Origin of the sequence: Streptomyces sp. NPDC085596, assembly GCF_044541565.1 — a bacterium.
Classification (GTDB): domain Bacteria; phylum Actinomycetota; class Actinomycetes; order Streptomycetales; family Streptomycetaceae; genus Streptomyces.
Genome location: NZ_JBITTC010000007.1, coordinates 356,320 through 373,159, shown reverse-complemented (window position 1 = coordinate 373,159; position 16,840 = coordinate 356,320). Strand labels below are relative to the sequence as shown.

Below are 16,840 nucleotides of genomic sequence, written 5' to 3'. Positions count from 1 at the left end.
AGAGGGGCGCCCGTCAAGTCCGGACGCCCCTCAACTCAGCTCCGCTCAGGGAAGGTTCACGTCTCCGTGCGGTACATCAGGTCCGTCTCGTGGGTGGTGAAGCCCAGGCGCTCGTAGACCGAGACCGCCGCCTTGTTGTCCGCGTCGACGTAGAGCATCGCGGTCGGCAGACCCTGGCCGGCCAGGTGGCGCAGGCCGATCGTGGTGAGCGCCTTGCCGAGGCCGCCGCCCTGGCGGCCGGGGCGCACCCCGACGACGTACACCTCGCCGAGCCCCTCCTCGGTGTGCGTCTTGGTCCAGTGGAAGCCGGTCAGCTCGCCGTCCTGCTCGGCCAGGAAGAACCCGGCCGGGTCGAACCACGCCTCGCTCTCCCGGTCGTCCAGGTCGCGCCGGGTCAGCGAACCCTGCTCCGGGTGGTGGGCGAACGCCGCCGCGTTGACCGCGAGCCACGCCTCCTCGTCCCGGCCCGGCTCGAACGCCCGTACCGTCACGCCCTGGGGCAGCACCGGGTCGGGCAGCTCCAGGCCGGTCAACGGCCTCCGCATCTGCCGCAGTTCGCGGAACAGGGTCAGTCCGAGCACCTGCGCGAGATGCCGGGCCGCGGGATGCCCGCCGTGCGCCCACACCCGCAGCCGCTTGCCGGAGGCGGCCAGCAGCGCCGTGCCCAGCGCCCGCCCGTGCCCCTGCCCCCGGCGCGAGGGCCGCACGACCAGCTCGGCGGCGGGCGCCTCCACCGGATCGGTGTCCTCCAGCTGGGCGTAGCCGACCAGATCGTCCCCGGAGTACAGCAGCAGATGGGAGACGCCCGCGCGGGCGCCGCCGCGCAGTTGCAGCCGGCCCTGCTCGGACACCGGCTGCTGGCCGTCCTCGTGGGCGGCCTCGGCGAGGAGTGCGAGCACGGCCTCGGCCTGACCCGGCGTGAGTGCGGCGTGCGTCTCGATGGAGCGGGCGGGGAAGGACCGTACGGAGTCGTCGCTGCTCATGCGTACGAGGGTACGGCGCGAGCGCCCGGTGCCGGGTGCTGAAGGAATCCCGTTTCCGTCCGGCGGGGTCGAGCGGGGAGAATGCGGGGCATGGGACATCTGGACGTCGCGCATCTCGAGTACTACCTGCCGGACGGGCGGGCGCTGCTCGGTGATGTGTCGTTCCGTGTCGGCGAGGGCTCGGCCGTCGCGCTGGTCGGCCCCAACGGCGCGGGCAAGACGACGCTGCTGCGGATCATCGCGGGCGAACTCGACGCGCACGGCGGCAAGGTGAGCGTCAGCGGCGGCCTCGGGGTGATGCCCCAGTTCGTCGGCGGTGTCCGGGACGAGTCGACCGTCCGCGACCTCCTCGTCTCCGTCGCCCCGCGGCGCATCCGCACGGCCGCGAAGGCGGTCGACGAGGCCGAGCACGCGATCATGACCGTGGACGACGAGGCCGCGCAGATGGCGTACGCCCAGGCCCTCTCCGACTGGGCCGAGGCCCAGGGGTACGAGACGGAGACCCTGTGGGACATGTGCACCACGGCCGCCCTCGGCATCCCCTACGACCAGGCCCAGTGGCGCCAGGTGCGCACCCTGTCCGGCGGTGAGCAGAAGCGGCTGGTGCTGGAGTACTTCTTCCGGGGCCAGGACGAGGTGCTGCTGCTGGACGAGCCGGACAACTACCTGGACGTACCCGGCAAGCGCTGGCTGGAGGAGCAGATCCGGGCCACCCGCAAGACGGTGCTGTTCATCTCCCACGACCGGGAACTCCTCGCCCGCTCCGCCGAGCGGATCGTCAGCGTGGAGCCCGCCGAGGGCGGCGCCGACGTCTGGGTGCACGGCGGCGGCTTCGCCACCTACCACGACGCCCGCCGCGAGCGCTTCGCCCGCTTCGAGGAGCTGCGCAGGCGCTGGGCGGAGAAGCACGCCCAGCTCAAGAAGCTGGTGGTCACCCTCCAGCAGGCGGCCTCGGTCAGCCATGAGATGGCCTCGCGGTACGCGGCCGCGCAGACCCGGCTGCGCAAGTTCGAGGAGGCCGGGCCTCCCCCTGAGCCGCCCAAGGAGCAGGACATCCGGATGCGGCTGCGCGGCGGCCGTACCGGCGTCCGCGCGATCACCTGCGCGCAGCTGGAGCTGACCGGGCTGATGAAACCGTTCGACCTGGAGGTCTTCTACGGCGAGCGGGTCGCGGTCCTCGGTTCCAACGGCTCCGGCAAGTCGCACTTCCTGCGCCTGCTGGCCGGGGCCGAGATCGCGCACTCGGGGCAGTGGAAGCTCGGCGCCCGGGTGGTGCCGGGTCACTTCGCGCAGACCCACGCCCACCCCGAGCTGGTCGGCCGCACCCTGCTGGACATCCTGTGGTCCGAGCACTCCCAGGCGCGCGGCCCGGCCATGTCGATCCTGCGCCGCTACGGGCTGGACCGGCAGGCCGAGCAGAACTTCGAGCGGCTGTCCGGTGGCCAGCAGGCCCGGCTCCAGATCCTGCTGCTGGAGCTCGCCGGGACCACCGCCCTGCTGCTGGACGAGCCCACCGACAACCTCGACCTGGAGAGCGCCGAGGCCCTCCAGGAGGCGCTGGAGGCGTACGAGGGGACCGTGCTGGCCGTCACCCACGACCGCTGGTTCGCCCGCTCCTTCGACCGCTTCCTGGTCTTCGGCTCCGACGGCCGGGTCCGCGAGACCCCGGAGCCGGTGTGGGACGAACGCCGGGTGGAGCGGGCCCGCTGACCCCTACGCCTGGTGCGTCTCCGGCGGGGGCGTCGGCGCGCCCGGCAGCCGGACGGTGGCGACCGTGCCGCCGTCCGGGGCGCGGTCGAGCGTCACCTCGCCGCCCGCCTGCTGGACCGTACGGGCCACGATGGACAGGCCGAGGCCCGAGCCGGGCAGCGCGCGGGCGCTCGGGGAGCGCCAGAACCGGTCGAATACATACGGGAGTTCATCGGCCGGGATGCCCGGACCGTGGTCCCGTACGGTCAGCACGCCGTCGGTCAGCCGGACCTCGACGGTGCCGCCCTCGGGGCTGAACTTCACCGCGTTGTCGAGGATGTTGACCACCGCCCGCTCCAGCGCGGAGGGCTCCGCCCGGACGAACCAGGGCTCCAGGTCCGCGACGAGCGTCAGCTCCGGCCCGCGCAGCCTGGCCCGGCGCAGCGCCTCCTGAACGGTCTCCTGGAAGGAGAACACCTGCACCCGCTCCCCGCGCTGCCCCTCCGAGCGGGAAAGCTCCTGCAAGTCGCCGATCAGTGCCGCCAGTTCGGTCATCTGTGCCTTCACCGAGGCCAGCAGGGCCTTGCGGTCGGCGGCCGGGATCGGGCGGCCCGTCTCCTCGCTGCGGGTCAGCAGCTCGATGTTGGTGCGCAGCGAGGTGAGCGGAGTGCGCAGCTCGTGCCCGGCGTCCGCGATCAGCTGCTGCTGGAGGTCGCGGGACCCGGCCAGCGCGGTCGTCATCGAGTTGAAGGACCGGGAGAGCCGGGCCACCTCGTCGTCGCTGTCCTCGGCCACCGGGATACGGACGGCCAGGTCCTCGGTGCGGGCCACGTGCTCCACGGCCTCGGTCAGCTTGTCCACCGGCCTGAGCCCGGCCCGCGCCACGGCGAGCCCGGCGACGCCCGCGCCCACGACCCCGATCCCGGAGACGAGCAGCAGGATCAGCGCCAGGTCGCTCAGCGTCCGCTGGGTGTCCTTCAGGGAGAACGCCACCATCACGGCGACCTCCGGGTAGGGCTGCGTACCGGGCGCCCCGCCGACGGGCACGGCGCTGGTCATCACCCGTACGTCGTCCCCGTTGGAGTCGACGCCGTCGCGCAGGGTGCGCCGGCCCAGGGTGGCGTTGCGCGCGGCGGCCACGTCCGCCGGAGTGAGCTTCACCGTGCCCTCCGAGAACGGGGTGACACAGGTCTTGCCCTCGGCGGTCACGATCTGGAGGTAGAGGAAGGAGGGCGGGCCCTCGTCGGCGCCGGGGGACTGCGGGCAGGTCAGCAGCAGCGTGGTCACCTGGTCGGGGCTGAGCGGCCGGCCGAGGCTCTGCAGGCGCTCGTCCATCTCGCTGTAGAGCTTGCCCTGCACGATGAACCAGCAGGTCACCGACACCGCGGCCACCGCGAAGGCGACGGCCGCCGCGACCAGCATCGCCAGCCGGGCCCGGATCGGCAGCGCCCGGTAGCGGCGCATCAGCCTCCTCACTCGGCGCCGCCCTGCCGCAGTACGTACCCGACGCCCCGGACGGTGTGCACGAGCCGGGGCTCGCCGCCCGCCTCGGTCTTGCGGCGCAGGTACATCACGTACACGTCGAGGGAGTTGGAGGAGGGTTCGAAGTCGAAGCCCCACACCGCCTTGAGGATCTGTTCACGGGTCAGCACCTGTCGCGGGTGCGCCATGAACATCTCCAGCAGCGTGTACTCGGTACGGGTCAGCTCCACCGGCCGCCCGCCCCGCGTGACCTCCCGCGTGGCGAGGTTCATCCGCAGGTCGCCGAAAGTGAGCGCCTCGTCCTCGCGGGCCTCGGCCGACACGCTTCCCGCGTACGAGCTGCGCCGCAGCAGGGCCCTGATGCGGGCGAACAGCTCGTCCAGCTCGAAGGGCTTGACCAGGTAGTCGTCGGCCCCGGCGTCCAGTCCCGTCACCCGGTCCCCGACCGTGTCACGGGCCGTCAGCATCAGGATGGGGGTGGTGTCCCCGGTGCTCCGGATGCGGCGGGCGGCGGTCAGACCGTCCATGCGGGGCATCTGGATGTCCAGGACGACCAGGTCGGGCCGGTAGTCCCCGGCCTGCTCCAGCGCGTCCGCCCCGTCGACGGCGACCCGGGTGTCGTACCCCTCGAAGGCGAGGCTGCGCTCCAGGGCCTCGCGTACGGCCGGTTCGTCGTCGACGATCAGGATGCGCTGGGGGTCACGGTCGCCTTCGGCGGGGCTCATCGCTCGCGGTACCTCTTGGGTGCGGTGGGTCGTGGACGGGGCGGTTCTCAAGCCTCGCACGTTTCGGCTCCGCCGCGTCCGAGGCCGGGGGTCAGACCCCGGCCGGGGTCAACCGGGTCAGGGCGGTGAGGCGGTTCAGCGGAACCTTGCGGCGGTGCGGGCGGGCGGCGGAGGTGCGCAGGCCCATCAGCTGGGGCGCGGGGGTGGGCAGCTCGGGCAGGCGACGGGTGGGGTCGGGGGTGTGCAGCTCGTGCGCCACCTCGAGGGCGACGACGACGTTCGCCGGTCCGGAGACAGGGGCCTGGTGCGAGACGCGCTTGATCATGACGTTCTCCCTGCTGCTCGGTACTGCGTGTGCTGGAGCCTTCAGCTGGTGGAACCCGCCCGCAGCTTCGCGAGGTCGGCCTTGAGGGTGTCGACGGGGATGGCGAAGCCGAGCCCGATGCTGCCCGCGTCCGTGGACGAGGAAGCCTGTGAACCCGAGGAGTACATGGCGGAGTTGATCCCGATCACCCGGCCGGAGGCGTCGATGAGGGCGCCGCCGGAGTTGCCGGGGTTGAGCGAGGCGTCGGTCTGGATGGCCTTGTAGGTCGTGGTGGAGGAGCCGGTGTCGCCGTTGAACTCACGGCCGCCGAACTGGAACGGCCACTGCTCGTCGCCGTCCTGGCCCTGGCTGCCCCGGCCCTCGTCGGTGGAGACGGTCACGTCCCGGTCGAGCGCGGAGACGATGCCGCTGGTCACGGTGGAGGTCAGCCCCTCGGGGGAGCCGATCGCCACGACCGTGTCGCCGACCTGGACGCCCGAAGAGGTGCCGAGCGGCGCGGCCTTCAGCCCCGAGGCGCCGTCTATCTTGAGCAGCGCCAGGTCCTTGGAGCTGTCGGTGCCGACCACGCGGGCGGTGCGGCTGGTGCCGTCGCTGGTGCGCACCTTCACCGAGGAGGCCCCGGAGACGACGTGGTTGTTGGTGACGATCTCGCCCTCGCTGCTGACGATCACGCCGGAGCCGGTGGACGAGCCGCCGGCGAGAGTCGCGTTGACCTCGACGACGCTCGGGGTGAGCGCGGCGGCGATGTTGGCCACGTCGCCCTTCTTGCCGGCCGCGACCACCGGGGTGGCCGTGTCGGTGGCGGTGCTGCCGTGCCCGGTGAGCTGCTGGAAGGCGTAGGCGGTGCCTCCGCCGACCGCGGCCGCGACCAGGGCGACCGCCGCGAGCAGCGTGACCGGGCCACCGGGACGCTTGCGCCGCCCGGCCCCCACAGCGGGTGCGTGGGCCGGCGGGGGCGGCCACTCGGGGTGCACGTCAGCCGCGTAGGGGGCCGCGTACGGCTGAGCGGGGTGCCCCTGCGGATGCTCGTACTCGTGGCCGCCGGTGCGGCGCGTGCTCTCGGTCATACGAGGAGCATGTCCCGCGACCATGAGAGCTTCCTGAGGCCCGGCTGAGAACCCCGGCAGAACCTCGTTCGGTTCCGATGAGACCTCGTGTGACCTGCGGTTCAGCCCACGCAGCCGCAGCTGCCGCGGACCTGGAGCCGGGACGGGAAGGTCTTCAGCCGCTCCCGGCGGGAGCCCACCACGCGCAATCCGTCGTCCAGCACCAGGTCGACCGCCGCGCGGGCCATCGCCGGGCGGTCGGAGGCCACCGTGGTCAGCGGCGGGTCGGCGAGCGCCGCCTCCTTGATGTCGTCGAACCCGGCCACCGCCAGCTCGCCCGGCACGTCCAGGCGCAGCTCGCGGGCGGCCCGCAGCACGCCGATGGCCTGGTCGTCGGTGGAGCAGAAGATCGCGGGCGGCCGCCGGGGCCCGGCCAGGATCTCCAGCGCGACCCGGTAGGCGTCGTAGCGGTTGTACGCGGCCTCGAAGAGGCGGCCCTCGGTGGACAGGCCCGCCTCGGCCATCGCCCGGCGCCAGCCCTCCACGTGGTCGGAGACTGGGTCGCCCACGGCCGGGGTGTCGACGGTGCCGCCCATGCAGGCCACGTAGTCGTGGCCGTGCTCCAGCAGATGACGGACGGCGAGCTGGGCGCCCCCGAGGTCGTCGGTGACGACGGCGACGTCGTCGATGGCCTCCGGGCGCTCGTGCAGCAGCACCAGGCGGGCGTCCCACGCCTCGATCTCGGCGGCGGCCTGGTCGTTCAGCGCGTGTGAGACGAGGATGAGACCGGAGACCCGCATGCCGAGGAAGGCCCGCAGATAGTGGACCTCGCGCTCGGCGATGTAGTCGGTGTTGCCGACCAGGACCATCTTCCCGCGCTCGGAGGCGGCCTGTTCGACCGCGTGCGCCATCTCCCCGAAGAAGGGCTGGCGGGCGTCCGGGATGATCAGACCTATCAGGTCGGTGCGCCGCGAGGCCATCGCCTGGGCCACCCGGTCCGGGCGGTACCCCAGCTCCTGGATGGCCGCGAGGACACGCTCGCGCGTGGCCGGAGCGACCGGCCGGGGTCCGTTGTTGATGACATAACTGACCACGGCGGTGGAGGTCCCCGCCAGCCGTGCCACATCATCCCGAGTCACCTTCGCCACGCGCGGAGTCTACGCGGATCGACCCGCTCTGGGCAGGGCATACGTGGTTCGGATACCGGGCCGGCGGCGGCCGGGGATGCCCTCGCACTACCCCGGCCGGAGCCGCTCTACGCCTCCGCCGAGACCCCGCTGCCCTCGCGGACCGCGGAGGTGTCCCCTTCCGCCGTCTTTGCCCGGCCGGACGCGGCCCGCTTGGCCTCTGCCCGCTTGGCCTCGGCCCTGGCCTCCTCGGCGGCCCGGTCGGGCTTCTCCGGGGTGACGAAGCGGTATCCCACATTGCGGACGGTGCCGATCAGCGACTCGTGCTCCGGGCCGAGCTTGGCCCGCAGCCGCCGTACGTGCACGTCCACGGTGCGGGTGCCGCCGAAGTAGTCGTAGCCCCAGACCTCCTGGAGGAGCTGGGCGCGGGTGAAGACGCGGCCGGGGTGCTGGGCCAGGTACTTCAGCAGCTCGAACTCCTTGAAGGTCAGGTCGAGCACCCGGCCCTTGAGCTTCGCGGAGTAGGTGGCCTCGTCCACGGAGAGGTCGCCGTTGCGGATCTCCATGGGGGAGTCGTCGCCGACGAGCTGCTGGCGGCCCATGGCGAGCCGGAGCCGGGCCTCGACCTCGGCCGGGCCCGCGGTGTCGAGCAGTACGTCGTCGATGCCCCAGTCGGCGGTGACGGCGGCGAGGCCGCCCTCGGTGACCACCAGGACGAGCGGACAGCCCGGTCCGGTGGAGCGCAGCAGCTGACACAGGCTGCGCACCTGGGGGAGGTCGCGGCGGCCGTCGACGAGGATGACGTCGGCGCCGGGGGTGTCGACGAGAGCGGGACCCTCCGCCGGGGCGACCCGCACGTTGTGCAGCAGCAGGCCGAGCGCGGGGAGCACCTCCGTCGACGGCTGGAGGGCGTTGGTCAGGAGCAGCAGAGAACTCATACGTCTGGTTCCTCCTCGGTCCCTGCGAGGACGTATCCGGTGCGGTACATGCTCTGCGTTCCCGTCGGCTCCGTATACCGGCGGCAGGCCCGCCTCGTATACAACGCGTCCGAAAGCACAAAAGGACCCGGGGGCTTCGCTGCCCGAGTCCTCTGCCCAGCAGAATAGCCCACATGAGCAACCGTCCGGCAGGTCATGCGGCACGTTCCACCATTCGTCCGAATTCCGAGACGGGCCAAGACCCCACTGTCCGGACTTTTCTGCGTACGGCCGACGGAATTCCGGTCGATTCCGTATACGATCCCGGCCCCGCCGTATACGAAGCGGGCCCTGCCGAGGTCGTCTTCGTGGTCGCGCACGGATTCACCGGGGACGTGGACCGGCCGCACGTGCGCCGGGTGGCCCGCGCGCTGGCCGCGTACGGGGCGGTGGTGACCTTCTCCTTCCGGGGCCACGGCGCCTCCGGCGGACGCTCCACGGTGGGCGACCGGGAGGTCCTGGACCTGACGGCGGCCGTGGAGTGGGCGCGCGGCTTCGGGCACGCGCGCGTGGTGAGCGTCGGCTTCTCCATGGGCGGTTCGGTGGTGCTGCGGCACGCGGCGCTGAACCCCGGCGCGGTCGACGCGGTGGTCTCGGTCAGCTCGCCCGCCCGCTGGTACTACCGGGGCACCGCGCCCATGCGCCGGCTGCACTGGCTGGTCACCCGCCCCGAGGGCCGGCTGGTCGGCCGCTACGGCTTCCGCACCCGTATCCACCACCGCGACTGGGACCCGGTGCCGCTCTCCCCGGTGGAGGCGGCCGCCCGGATCGCGCCCGTCCCGCTGCTGGTGGTGCACGGCGACAGCGACGGCTACTTCCCGCTCGACCACCCCCGGATGCTCGCGGACGCGGCCGGTGAGGCGGGCGAACTCTGGCTGGAGCCGGGCATGGGCCACGCCGAGAACGCGGCCGGTGAGGAGCTGCTGGCCCGGATCGGCCGCTGGGCGCGGGCGCGCACCGGGCAGGGGACGGACTAGCCTTGGCGGCACCGTCTTTATTTGTTCTTTCCCGCCGTCCGATGAGGAACGAGATGCCCAAGGTCACGGTGCGCTACTGGGCCGCCGCCAAGGCCGCGGCCGGGATCGCCGACGAACCGTACGACGCCGACACGCTGGCCGAGGCGCTGGCCGCGGTGCGCGAACGGCACCCCGGCGAACTCACCCGCGTGCTGCAGAGGTGCGCGTTCCTCGTCGACGGCGCTCCCGTCGGGACCCGCGCGCATGAGACGGTACGGCTGGCCGAGGGCGGCACGGTCGAGGTGCTCCCGCCGTTCGCAGGAGGATGAGGCGTTGAGCGACCAGCAGTCGTACGAGGGCGGCCCGTACTCGGGGTACGACCCCTACGGGCAGCAGCAGGCACCGGGCGACTGGGCCCCCGCCCAGGGACAGCCGCAGTACCCGAACCCCTACGCCGACCCCTACGGGACCCCGCAGGGGCCCGCCGGGTACGCCGACGCCGAACCCACCCAGCAGTGGCAGGGGCAGACCTGGGACACCCAGAACCACGCCCGGATGCCGGCCGCCGAACCGGCGTACGCCGCCCCGCAGGCCGCCCAGCCGGTGCGGGAGCCTGAGCCCGCCTTCGGTGCCGCCACGCTCGCCGGGAACGCCCGGATCACCGACGCCCAGCGGGCCCGTCAGGAGGGCCGCTCCCCGGTCATCGAGCCCGGCATCCAGCCCGCCGCGCTCACCGCCCTGCTCGGCGCCCTCCTCGCCGGAGCCGCGCCGCTGGGCTCGTACGCCCTGGTCGTGCCGCTGGTGCTGCTCCAGGCCGTGACGGCCGCGGGCTGGTTCCGGCTGAACGGCATGTGGCCGGCCCGGCAGGGCATCGCGCTGGCGTTCCTCGGCGGACTGGTCGCCGACGTGGCGGTGCTGGCGGCGGGCCGTGAGCACGCCCCGGCCGCGATCCTCGGCCCGCTCGGCATCTGGGTCCTGCTGGCCCTGGTGCTCCAGCTCCGCTCGCACGCCTCGCCGGACGAGCGGATGTACGGCCTGATGGCCACCGTCGCCTCCTCGGCGCTCGCCATCCTCGCCACCGGCTTCCTGGGCGCCTCCGCGCACGCGGTGTCGGTCGGCGCGGCGGCGGTCGCGGTCGCCGTCCTGGCCCGCGCGCTGCCCATGCCGACCCCGGTCTCGGTCGTGCTCTCGCTGCTCGCGGCGGCGGGCACCGGCCTCGCGGTCGGCAACCTGACGGGCCTGGGCGCGGGCGGCGCGGCCCTCGGCGCGGGCGCGGCGGTCTGCGCGCTCATCGGCCACCGGGTCGCCAGCTACGACTACCCCTCCCGCTTCGTCCACTTCACCGCCGGCATCGCCCTTCCCCTCGCGGCAGCGGCCCCAGCGGTCTGGCTCCTGGGCCGCGCCTTCGCCTGACCGGAGTACCCGGCCGGGGGGCTGTTTCCGGCCGGGGCTTCCGGAAAGAGGTGGGGGCAAAGGCGGGAAAAGCCGCAGTCCGGCGCGGCCCCGTCACAGGTGATCCACAATTCCCGCCCGGCCGGTCCAGGCGGGGCTACGGTGGCGGCGCCGGAACCGAGCCGCCGACCCATGGGGAGAACATGCGGGCCCTGCGAATAATCCTGATTCTCGTCGTGATCCTGGGCGGCCTCTTCGTGATCGTGGACCGCGTGGCGGTGCACTTCGCCGAGGGTGAGGTCGCGGACCGGATGCGGGCGCGGGAGAACCTCGCCTCGACGCCGGACGTGGACATCAAGGGCTTCCCGTTCCTCACCCAGGTCGCGGGCGGTTCGCTGGACGACGTGGGCCTCGGCATCAAGGACTACGCGGCGCCCACCGGCACCGAGGGCCGCACGATCCGCATCGACGACCTGAAGGCCGACCTGAAGGACGTGAAGTTCTCCGGCGACTACTCCTCGGCCACCGCCGCCACGGCCGAGGGTTCCGCGACCATCGCCTACGACCAGCTGATGAAGGCCGCCAAGACCGAGCCGACCGAGCTGGCGCCCGGCGTCACCGCCCAGATCACCGGCCTCGGGGACGGCGGCAACGGCAAGATCAAGGTCTCGGTGAAGCTCGGCATCCCGGCCCTCGGCATCGAGCGGACCATCCCGGTGCTCAGCTCGTTGGACGTCAAGGGCGGCAAGGTCTCGGTGCACGCGGACGCCCTGCCGGTCATAGCGGGCGCCAACCTCGCCGACGGCACCTTCCGCCAGATCACCGACTTCCAGCAGGCCCTGGACCAGCTGCCGGGCGGTATCGCGGTGAACAGTGTGCGGGCCACGGCGGACGGTGTGGAGATCGGCGTGACGGGTTCCGACCTGAAGCTCGCCGGGTAGGACGGGCGAGAGCCTCGTACATCTGTCCGACTGGCGAGACGCGCCGTCCGTAACGCAGATGTGCGGCGGACGTGAAGACCGACGGGAGCGCCCGACGGCCCGGATTCCGGGCCCGAGGGCGCTTTCCGTGCCCCCGGGCGCGTGTACTCGGACCAGCATTCGGACGATCGTGTCTCAGTATGCGACACACCGGTGACACGTGCGCCCGGACCTCCTTACGATCGACGGCATGAAGCGACAGGCGGATCTCACGAAGCGGCGGGCAGTGGACCTGTGCCGCGTTGCCGCCATGCTCTGTCGCCCCTTCTGAGCGGAAGTCACCGCACTCCCGCATCTCCCGGCCGCCCTGCTGGAAGGGCACTCGTGTGCCGCCGCGCCCGTATGCGCGCGGGCACCTCTCTCACCGCACGCCACCGTGACTGCCCCGGAGGAGAAAAAGCATGAGCCGCAGCGACGTCCTGGTCGACGCCGACTGGGTGCAGGAGCACCTCGACGACCCGACCATCGCCCTCGTGGAGGTGGACGAGGACACGTCCGCCTACGAGAAGAACCACATCCGCAACGCGATCCGGATCGACTGGACCAAGGACCTCCAGGACCCGGTCCGCCGCGACTTCATCGACCAGGAGGGCTTCGAGAAGCTCCTGTCGGACAAGGGCATCGGCAACGACACCCTGGTCGTCCTCTACGGCGGCAACAACAACTGGTTCGCCTCGTACGCGTACTGGTACTTCAAGCTGTACGGCCACGACAACGTCAAGCTGCTCGACGGCGGCCGCAAGAAGTGGGAGCTGGACGCCCGCGAGCTGGTTCCCGGGGACGAGGTGCCCGAGCGCGCCAAGACCGAGTACAAGGCCAAGCCGCAGAACGCCGCGATCCGCGCCTTCCGTGACGACGTCGTGGCCGCGATCGGCAGCCAGAACCTGGTCGACGTGCGCTCCCCCGACGAGTTCTCCGGCAAGCTGCTCGCCCCGGCCCACCTCCCGCAGGAGCAGTCGCAGCGCCCGGGCCACGTGCCCAGCGCCCGCAACATCCCGTGGTCGAAGAACGCCAACGACGACGGCACCTTCAAGTCGGACGACGAGCTGAAGGAGCTGTACGCGGCGGAGGACGTCGACCTCGCCAAGGACACCATCGCCTACTGCCGCATCGGCGAGCGCTCGGCGCTCACCTGGTTCGTGCTGCACGAGCTGCTGGGCGTGGAGAACGTCAAGAACTACGACGGTTCCTGGACCGAGTACGGCTCGCTGGTCGGCGTGCCGATCGAGCTGGGCGCGGGCAAGTAAGCAACCCCGACCGACCTTCTGGTCAGACCTCTTACGGAGAAAGACATGTGCGGAGCGAAGGCCGGCGGCCCGGACGCCTCGGCGATCAAGCCCGGTGAGACCACCATCCAGGGGCAGGTGACGCGGGACGGCGAGCCGGTGACGGGCTATGTCCGCCTGCTGGACTCGACGGGCGAGTTCACCGCGGAGGTCCCCACCTCCGCCACGGGGCAGTTCCGCTTCTACGCGGCCGAGGGCACGTGGACCGTACGCGCGCTGGTGCCCGGCGGCACCGCCGACCGCACGGTCGTCGCCCAGCAGGGCGGTCTGGCCGAGGTCGCCATCGCCGTCTGAGACGCACGCGGACGTTTGCGGCCGGGGCAGGGGCCGCGCCCACCGGGTTGGACACCTGGGGCGCGGCCCTTCCGGCTGTCCGGCCCTACTCTGGACACATGTACGCACGGCGGCGTCGCTGGTACTTCGTGATGATGGGGGTCTGCGTCGTCATCTTCGTCCTCGCCTGGGCCGTGGTCCGGATCTGGTCCGTCCCGGCGGCGGTCGGGATGTGCCTGTTCGCCATGGTCATCCCGCCGGTGGCCGCGATGGTCGCCAACCGGCGGGGCCCCGAGGACCGCTGGTGGGACGCCCCCTCCGGAGACCCCCAGTCGGACGAGTGGTGGGACGAACTCGACGGCAAGAAGCGCCCGCGCCCCTAGGGGGCCTCGGGGTGGCTCGCGTCGATGACGCAGAAACGGTTGCCCTCGGGGTCGGCGAGCACCACGAAGTCGGGGTCGTCGGGGTAGAGGTCCCATCACGACGGTCCCCAGTCTCAGCATCCGCCGATTCTGGCAGGCGGCTGATCAGTAGACGAGGGCCTGCGTGCCGTCCGCCATGACCTCCTGCACGAAGACCTGCGCCCCGGCGATGCGCACGCCCTCGATCACATCCCCCTCGCCGATGTCCCGCCGCACCGCGCACTGCGTGCACAACGTGACCCGCCCGGCGGCGAGCACGGACTCCAGCAGATCCTGCAACGGCGCCGCGTGCGGCAGCTCGAACTCCGCCGCCCGCCCCGGCAGCGCGAACCACGCCGACTCCCCGGTCAGCCACACCGAAACCTCGACCCCACTGGCCACGGCCACCGCGGCCACCGTGAACGCCTGCGAGCACCGCTCCGGCGCATCGGCACCTGAGGTCACCTTGATCACGAGCTTGTTCGCCATGACCGAATCGTAATCCGGGGCCCTGCAACTACATGGACATGCCATGGGTCTGCTGGGGAGCGCGGACCACCGGGTCCGTGCTTCCTGTCCTGTGGGGGGACGACACGTTGAGCACCACGGAAAGTCCGGAAAGAGCGGTACCCGAGCAATCCGAGCAGCCCGGTATTCCCGGGCCACCCGAGGCCGCGCCCGTACCGGCGCCACGCCGGAGCCGTCGTACCGTGCGCCGGCTGACCCTCGCCGTTGCGCTCGGGCTGGTCGCCGGGACCTGCGCCGGCTACCTCGTCCAGGCCGCCCGCACGCCGGACAAGCTGCCCCCGCTCTCCCAGCCGACGCTCGCGCAGGCCGCGGGCAAGGGCCCCGAGCCGTTGTCCGCCGCCCAGGACCACCAGGTCAAGGTGGACGGCGATCTGCGCAAGCTGCTGCTGAAGAAGCCGGGCGGCACCCGCGCGAACCCGGCCAGCGAGGGCGACGACGGCTGGCTGGACCTCACCGCCTACGCGGAGCTGTACACCAAGCCGGACGGGGCCTTCCGCGATCTCCTCGGCGACGAGTTCCGCCGCGCCGCCGTCACCGGCTGGATCGAGTCCGGGAACCGCACGGTGGAGATCCGTCTGATCCAGTTCCGCCAGGTGGAGCAACAGACCGCCATCGACCGGGCCGCCGACGCCCGCCACTGGGCCGCCGATGACGCCCACACCCGGAGCTGGCCCGTTCCGGGCACGGGCGACGGCGAGTTCTTCGTCCACGACCGGCCCGACAGCCGCTTCGGCTCCGGTTACCGGGCCGAGGCACATGCCTGGCGCGGGGACATCGCCGTGGAGATGTGGGTCCAGGACACCAAGCCGATCCCGCCCGCCCGGGTCCGGGAGCTGGCACGACAGCAGATGGAGCGGCTGTGAGCACTGACGCCGTGAGCACCGAGGCTGCGAACGCTGACGAGGAAGGGGTCGTGGAGAGCCCCGGTCCCGAGAGCCCCGAAGCGAGCACGCCTGCCCGCCCCCGCCGCACCGCCGCGCTCGTGGGCGCCGCCCTCGCCCTCGCCACCCTCGCCGGGATCGGCTGCACCTCCGTCGTGGTGCACGGGGCCGACCGCTCGCCGGGCGCGCCCACCTGGCGGCTGCCGCAGGCCGCGAAGGAGAAGCCGGCTCAGGAGAAGCAGTCCGGGCTGCGCGCGCTGCTGCTGCCCTTCGGCGAGGAGCGGTACGTCCGGGGCCCGGACCTGGACAGGTTCGGCTCGGACACCGAGCTGACCGGACGGCAGACGTCCGACCTCCTGCGCCAGTCGCTCCATGACCTGCCCCGGTCCCAACGGCTCCGGCTGGAACGGCAGTACGAGAAGAACCCGGTCAAGGGCATGGCGATGCGCAGTTACGCGAGCACGGCCTGGGTCGGCGAGGACTCCCGCGCCTTCACCGTGGAGATGGTGCTGACACGGTCGGACCGGAGCATCCTCCGCTCGCGCAACCGCTCCCAGCAGGAGTTCCTCGACACCATGAAGATCTTCCGCAAGGGGCCCGCGATCAAGGGCCACGAGGACCACGCCGCGTGCTTCCTGCCGCCGGCCGTCGAGGGGGAGAAGCTCGAGGCGATGTCGTGCTCCGGCTACGTCGGAGACATCGGCGTCACCGCCTGGATCGAGGCCGCAGCGCCGCTCGACCGGAAAGGGGCCGCCGACATGATGCGCGCCCAGTTCGACCGTATTCAGGAACCGGGTGAGGCCGTATGACCGAGTCGCAGACCCCACCGGCGCCCGACCTGCCGCCTGCGCAGGCGGGGAAGGACCGCCGCCGCACGCGCGCGGTCCTGCGCTGGGCCGCCGTCGTCGCCGTGTTCGCTCTCACCGGGACCGGGACGGCGTACGGGATCAGCCGGGCGGACCGCGCGGACCTGCCCGGTCTCGCCAGCCGCTCCGACGGACGCTGGGAGTACCCGGCCCTGGTCAGGCCCCCGCTGCCGTCCGGGAGCCCCGGTCCGCTGGCCGACGGGAACAAGGCGGGCACGCACTACGCCGACCTGCGCGCCCTGCTGCTGCCCGCGCCGAGGAACGCCACGGTGGACAAGGCGCTGTCCGGCACGGACGGCTGGCTGCCGGTGAAGGACTTCCTGGCGCAGTACGACGGGAAGGAGCGTCACGAGCTGGGACAGGAGCTGACCGACCTCGGCCTGCGGCACGTGACGGCCCGGGGCTGGACCACCCCGGACGGCACGCGCACCCGCATCGATCTGCTCCAGTTCGCCACCGCCGAGGTCGCCGAGGAGTCGGAGAGCTCGTTCGCGAGCTTCGACGGGCCCAGGCACCCGCTGCGCGGCGCCCCCGCCTTCGAGCCCGAGGGCTTCCCGGAGGCGGCCCGGCTGGACAAGGTCTGGCTCGCCGCGTTCGCCGAGGCCAAGCCGTACGGCAAGGAGCAGACGCGGGTGGCGTTCGCGACCGCCGGGGACACCGTCGCCATGGTCACGCAGTCCCGTCCGGGGGGCGCGGCGGCCGTTCCGTTCTGGCAGACGGTGACGTTGCAGAGTGAGCTGCTCGCCTGAGGGCCACCTCGCCAGGAGACTCCGACCCCGGCCGCGTAAGCTGGGCGCGGCTCTGTCGTACGTCCACTTCCGCTCAAGGAGCACACCCGTGGAGATCTTCTTCGAACTGCTGCTGGTCCTGGTCTGCGTCGGCGTTCTCGCCTTCGCCGGGCTGACCGTGAAGAAGCTGTACCA

20 protein-coding genes are annotated in these 16,840 nt (G+C 72.3%); 12 read left to right on the top strand and 8 right to left on the bottom strand.

The window, feature by feature from the left end; genetic code table 11:
- Positions 1–56 precede the first annotated feature (56 nt).
- On the bottom strand, positions 57–983 hold the full coding sequence (mshD, locus tag ACIGA3_RS22505) for a mycothiol synthase (protein WP_399718449.1): 927 nt from the start codon (positions 981–983) through the stop codon (positions 57–59).
- A 90-nt stretch (positions 984–1,073) separates the two neighbouring features.
- On the opposite strand from mshD, the gene ACIGA3_RS22500 reads away from it, so the two are divergent.
- On the top strand, positions 1,074–2,693 hold the full coding sequence (locus ACIGA3_RS22500) for an ABC-F family ATP-binding cassette domain-containing protein (protein WP_399718446.1): 1,620 nt from the start codon (positions 1,074–1,076) through the stop codon (positions 2,691–2,693).
- A 3-nt stretch (positions 2,694–2,696) separates the two neighbouring features.
- Here ACIGA3_RS22500 and ACIGA3_RS22495 read toward each other — a convergent pair whose 3' ends face one another.
- From ACIGA3_RS22495 to ACIGA3_RS22470, 6 genes are all read right to left on the bottom strand, one after another.
- A complete protein-coding gene (locus tag ACIGA3_RS22495; protein WP_399718443.1) occupies positions 2,697–4,136 on the bottom strand; it encodes a sensor histidine kinase in 1,440 nt (479 codons plus the stop codon).
- A gap of 8 nt (positions 4,137–4,144) precedes the next feature.
- Positions 4,145–4,879, bottom strand: a complete 735-nt coding sequence (locus tag ACIGA3_RS22490) for a response regulator transcription factor (protein ID WP_399718441.1) — start codon at positions 4,877–4,879, stop codon at positions 4,145–4,147.
- A 91-nt stretch (positions 4,880–4,970) separates the two neighbouring features.
- The gene (locus ACIGA3_RS22485) at positions 4,971–5,204 is read right to left on the bottom strand and encodes a hypothetical protein (RefSeq protein WP_399718438.1); all 234 of its coding nucleotides are present in this window, start codon (positions 5,202–5,204) and stop codon (positions 4,971–4,973) included.
- A 41-nt stretch (positions 5,205–5,245) separates the two neighbouring features.
- On the bottom strand, positions 5,246–6,271 hold the full coding sequence (locus ACIGA3_RS22480; protein WP_399718435.1) for a S1C family serine protease: 1,026 nt from the start codon (positions 6,269–6,271) through the stop codon (positions 5,246–5,248).
- Positions 6,272–6,372: 101 nt separating this feature from the next.
- Complete coding sequence (locus ACIGA3_RS22475) at positions 6,373–7,398, bottom strand: LacI family DNA-binding transcriptional regulator (RefSeq protein ID WP_399718432.1); 1,026 nt, start codon at positions 7,396–7,398, stop codon at positions 6,373–6,375.
- A gap of 107 nt (positions 7,399–7,505) precedes the next feature.
- Positions 7,506–8,315, bottom strand: coding sequence for a response regulator transcription factor (locus ACIGA3_RS22470; RefSeq protein WP_399718429.1), 810 nt, complete (start codon positions 8,313–8,315; stop codon positions 7,506–7,508).
- 173 nt (positions 8,316–8,488) lie between these two features.
- Between ACIGA3_RS22470 and ACIGA3_RS22465 the strand changes: the two genes are divergently transcribed.
- From ACIGA3_RS22465 to ACIGA3_RS22430, 8 genes are all read left to right on the top strand, one after another.
- The gene (locus ACIGA3_RS22465; RefSeq protein WP_399718426.1) at positions 8,489–9,331 is read left to right on the top strand and encodes an alpha/beta hydrolase; all 843 of its coding nucleotides are present in this window, start codon (positions 8,489–8,491) and stop codon (positions 9,329–9,331) included.
- Positions 9,332–9,384: 53 nt separating this feature from the next.
- Positions 9,385–9,639 carry a MoaD/ThiS family protein gene (locus tag ACIGA3_RS22460; protein ID WP_399718424.1) on the top strand — a complete coding sequence of 85 codons (255 nt, stop codon included), beginning with the start codon at positions 9,385–9,387 and terminating at the stop codon, positions 9,637–9,639.
- Positions 9,640–9,643: 4 nt separating this feature from the next.
- Positions 9,644–10,723, top strand: coding sequence for a hypothetical protein (locus ACIGA3_RS22455; RefSeq protein WP_399718421.1), 1,080 nt, complete (start codon positions 9,644–9,646; stop codon positions 10,721–10,723).
- 182 nt (positions 10,724–10,905) lie between these two features.
- Complete coding sequence (locus tag ACIGA3_RS22450) at positions 10,906–11,643, top strand: DUF2993 domain-containing protein (RefSeq protein ID WP_399718420.1); 738 nt, start codon at positions 10,906–10,908, stop codon at positions 11,641–11,643.
- 229 nt (positions 11,644–11,872) lie between these two features.
- Positions 11,873–11,953 (top strand): Ms5788A family Cys-rich leader peptide, encoded by an 81-nt coding sequence (locus ACIGA3_RS22445; RefSeq protein ID WP_350751515.1) that lies wholly within the window; start codon positions 11,873–11,875, stop codon positions 11,951–11,953.
- Between the two features lie 130 nt (positions 11,954–12,083).
- Positions 12,084–12,929 (top strand): sulfurtransferase, encoded by an 846-nt coding sequence (locus ACIGA3_RS22440; RefSeq protein ID WP_399718417.1) that lies wholly within the window; start codon positions 12,084–12,086, stop codon positions 12,927–12,929.
- 45 nt (positions 12,930–12,974) lie between these two features.
- Positions 12,975–13,262: a DUF1416 domain-containing protein gene (locus ACIGA3_RS22435; protein WP_070025150.1), complete on the top strand. Its 288-nt coding sequence runs from the start codon at positions 12,975–12,977 to the stop codon at positions 13,260–13,262.
- Positions 13,263–13,360: 98 nt separating this feature from the next.
- Positions 13,361–13,624: a DUF3099 domain-containing protein gene (locus ACIGA3_RS22430; RefSeq protein ID WP_399718414.1), complete on the top strand. Its 264-nt coding sequence runs from the start codon at positions 13,361–13,363 to the stop codon at positions 13,622–13,624.
- A 144-nt stretch (positions 13,625–13,768) separates the two neighbouring features.
- On the opposite strand, the gene ACIGA3_RS22425 is transcribed toward ACIGA3_RS22430, so the two are convergent.
- Complete coding sequence (locus ACIGA3_RS22425; RefSeq protein WP_399718411.1) at positions 13,769–14,131, bottom strand: DsrE family protein; 363 nt, start codon at positions 14,129–14,131, stop codon at positions 13,769–13,771.
- A gap of 221 nt (positions 14,132–14,352) precedes the next feature.
- Here ACIGA3_RS22425 and ACIGA3_RS22420 point away from each other — a divergent pair, with 221 nt between their 5' ends.
- The 3 genes from ACIGA3_RS22420 to ACIGA3_RS22410 are packed head-to-tail and all read left to right on the top strand — an operon-like array spanning position 14,353 to position 16,666.
- Positions 14,353–15,033 carry a hypothetical protein gene (locus tag ACIGA3_RS22420; protein WP_399718409.1) on the top strand — a complete coding sequence of 227 codons (681 nt, stop codon included), beginning with the start codon at positions 14,353–14,355 and terminating at the stop codon, positions 15,031–15,033.
- Positions 15,030–15,860 carry a hypothetical protein gene (locus ACIGA3_RS22415; RefSeq protein ID WP_399718407.1) on the top strand — a complete coding sequence of 277 codons (831 nt, stop codon included), beginning with the start codon at positions 15,030–15,032 and terminating at the stop codon, positions 15,858–15,860. The genes ACIGA3_RS22420 and ACIGA3_RS22415 overlap by 4 nt, the downstream gene beginning before the upstream one ends.
- Positions 15,857–16,666: a hypothetical protein gene (locus ACIGA3_RS22410; RefSeq protein WP_399718405.1), complete on the top strand. Its 810-nt coding sequence runs from the start codon at positions 15,857–15,859 to the stop codon at positions 16,664–16,666. The genes ACIGA3_RS22415 and ACIGA3_RS22410 overlap by 4 nt, the downstream gene beginning before the upstream one ends.
- The last annotated feature ends 174 nt before the right edge of the window (positions 16,667–16,840 follow it).

Coding starts and splice junctions, on each gene's coding strand:
- ACIGA3_RS22435 (WP_070025150.1), top strand. CDS start 12,975: ATGTGCGGAGCGAAGGCCGGCGGCCCGGACGCCTCGGCGATCAAGCCC.
- ACIGA3_RS22440 (WP_399718417.1), top strand. CDS start 12,084: ATGAGCCGCAGCGACGTCCTGGTCGACGCCGACTGGGTGCAGGAGCAC.
- ACIGA3_RS22460 (WP_399718424.1), top strand. CDS start 9,385: ATGCCCAAGGTCACGGTGCGCTACTGGGCCGCCGCCAAGGCCGCGGCC.
- ACIGA3_RS22430 (WP_399718414.1), top strand. CDS start 13,361: ATGTACGCACGGCGGCGTCGCTGGTACTTCGTGATGATGGGGGTCTGC.
- ACIGA3_RS22500 (WP_399718446.1), top strand. CDS start 1,074: ATGGGACATCTGGACGTCGCGCATCTCGAGTACTACCTGCCGGACGGG.
- ACIGA3_RS22480 (WP_399718435.1), bottom strand. CDS start 6,271: ATGACCGAGAGCACGCGCCGCACCGGCGGCCACGAGTACGAGCATCCG.
- ACIGA3_RS22495 (WP_399718443.1), bottom strand. CDS start 4,136: ATGCGCCGCTACCGGGCGCTGCCGATCCGGGCCCGGCTGGCGATGCTG.
- mshD (WP_399718449.1), bottom strand. CDS start 983: ATGAGCAGCGACGACTCCGTACGGTCCTTCCCCGCCCGCTCCATCGAG.
- ACIGA3_RS22465 (WP_399718426.1), top strand. CDS start 8,489: ATGAGCAACCGTCCGGCAGGTCATGCGGCACGTTCCACCATTCGTCCG.
- ACIGA3_RS22410 (WP_399718405.1), top strand. CDS start 15,857: ATGACCGAGTCGCAGACCCCACCGGCGCCCGACCTGCCGCCTGCGCAG.
- ACIGA3_RS22450 (WP_399718420.1), top strand. CDS start 10,906: ATGCGGGCCCTGCGAATAATCCTGATTCTCGTCGTGATCCTGGGCGGC.
- ACIGA3_RS22490 (WP_399718441.1), bottom strand. CDS start 4,879: ATGAGCCCCGCCGAAGGCGACCGTGACCCCCAGCGCATCCTGATCGTC.
- ACIGA3_RS22445 (WP_350751515.1), top strand. CDS start 11,873: ATGAAGCGACAGGCGGATCTCACGAAGCGGCGGGCAGTGGACCTGTGC.
- ACIGA3_RS22470 (WP_399718429.1), bottom strand. CDS start 8,315: ATGAGTTCTCTGCTGCTCCTGACCAACGCCCTCCAGCCGTCGACGGAG.
- ACIGA3_RS22485 (WP_399718438.1), bottom strand. CDS start 5,204: ATGATCAAGCGCGTCTCGCACCAGGCCCCTGTCTCCGGACCGGCGAAC.
- ACIGA3_RS22425 (WP_399718411.1), bottom strand. CDS start 14,131: ATGGCGAACAAGCTCGTGATCAAGGTGACCTCAGGTGCCGATGCGCCG.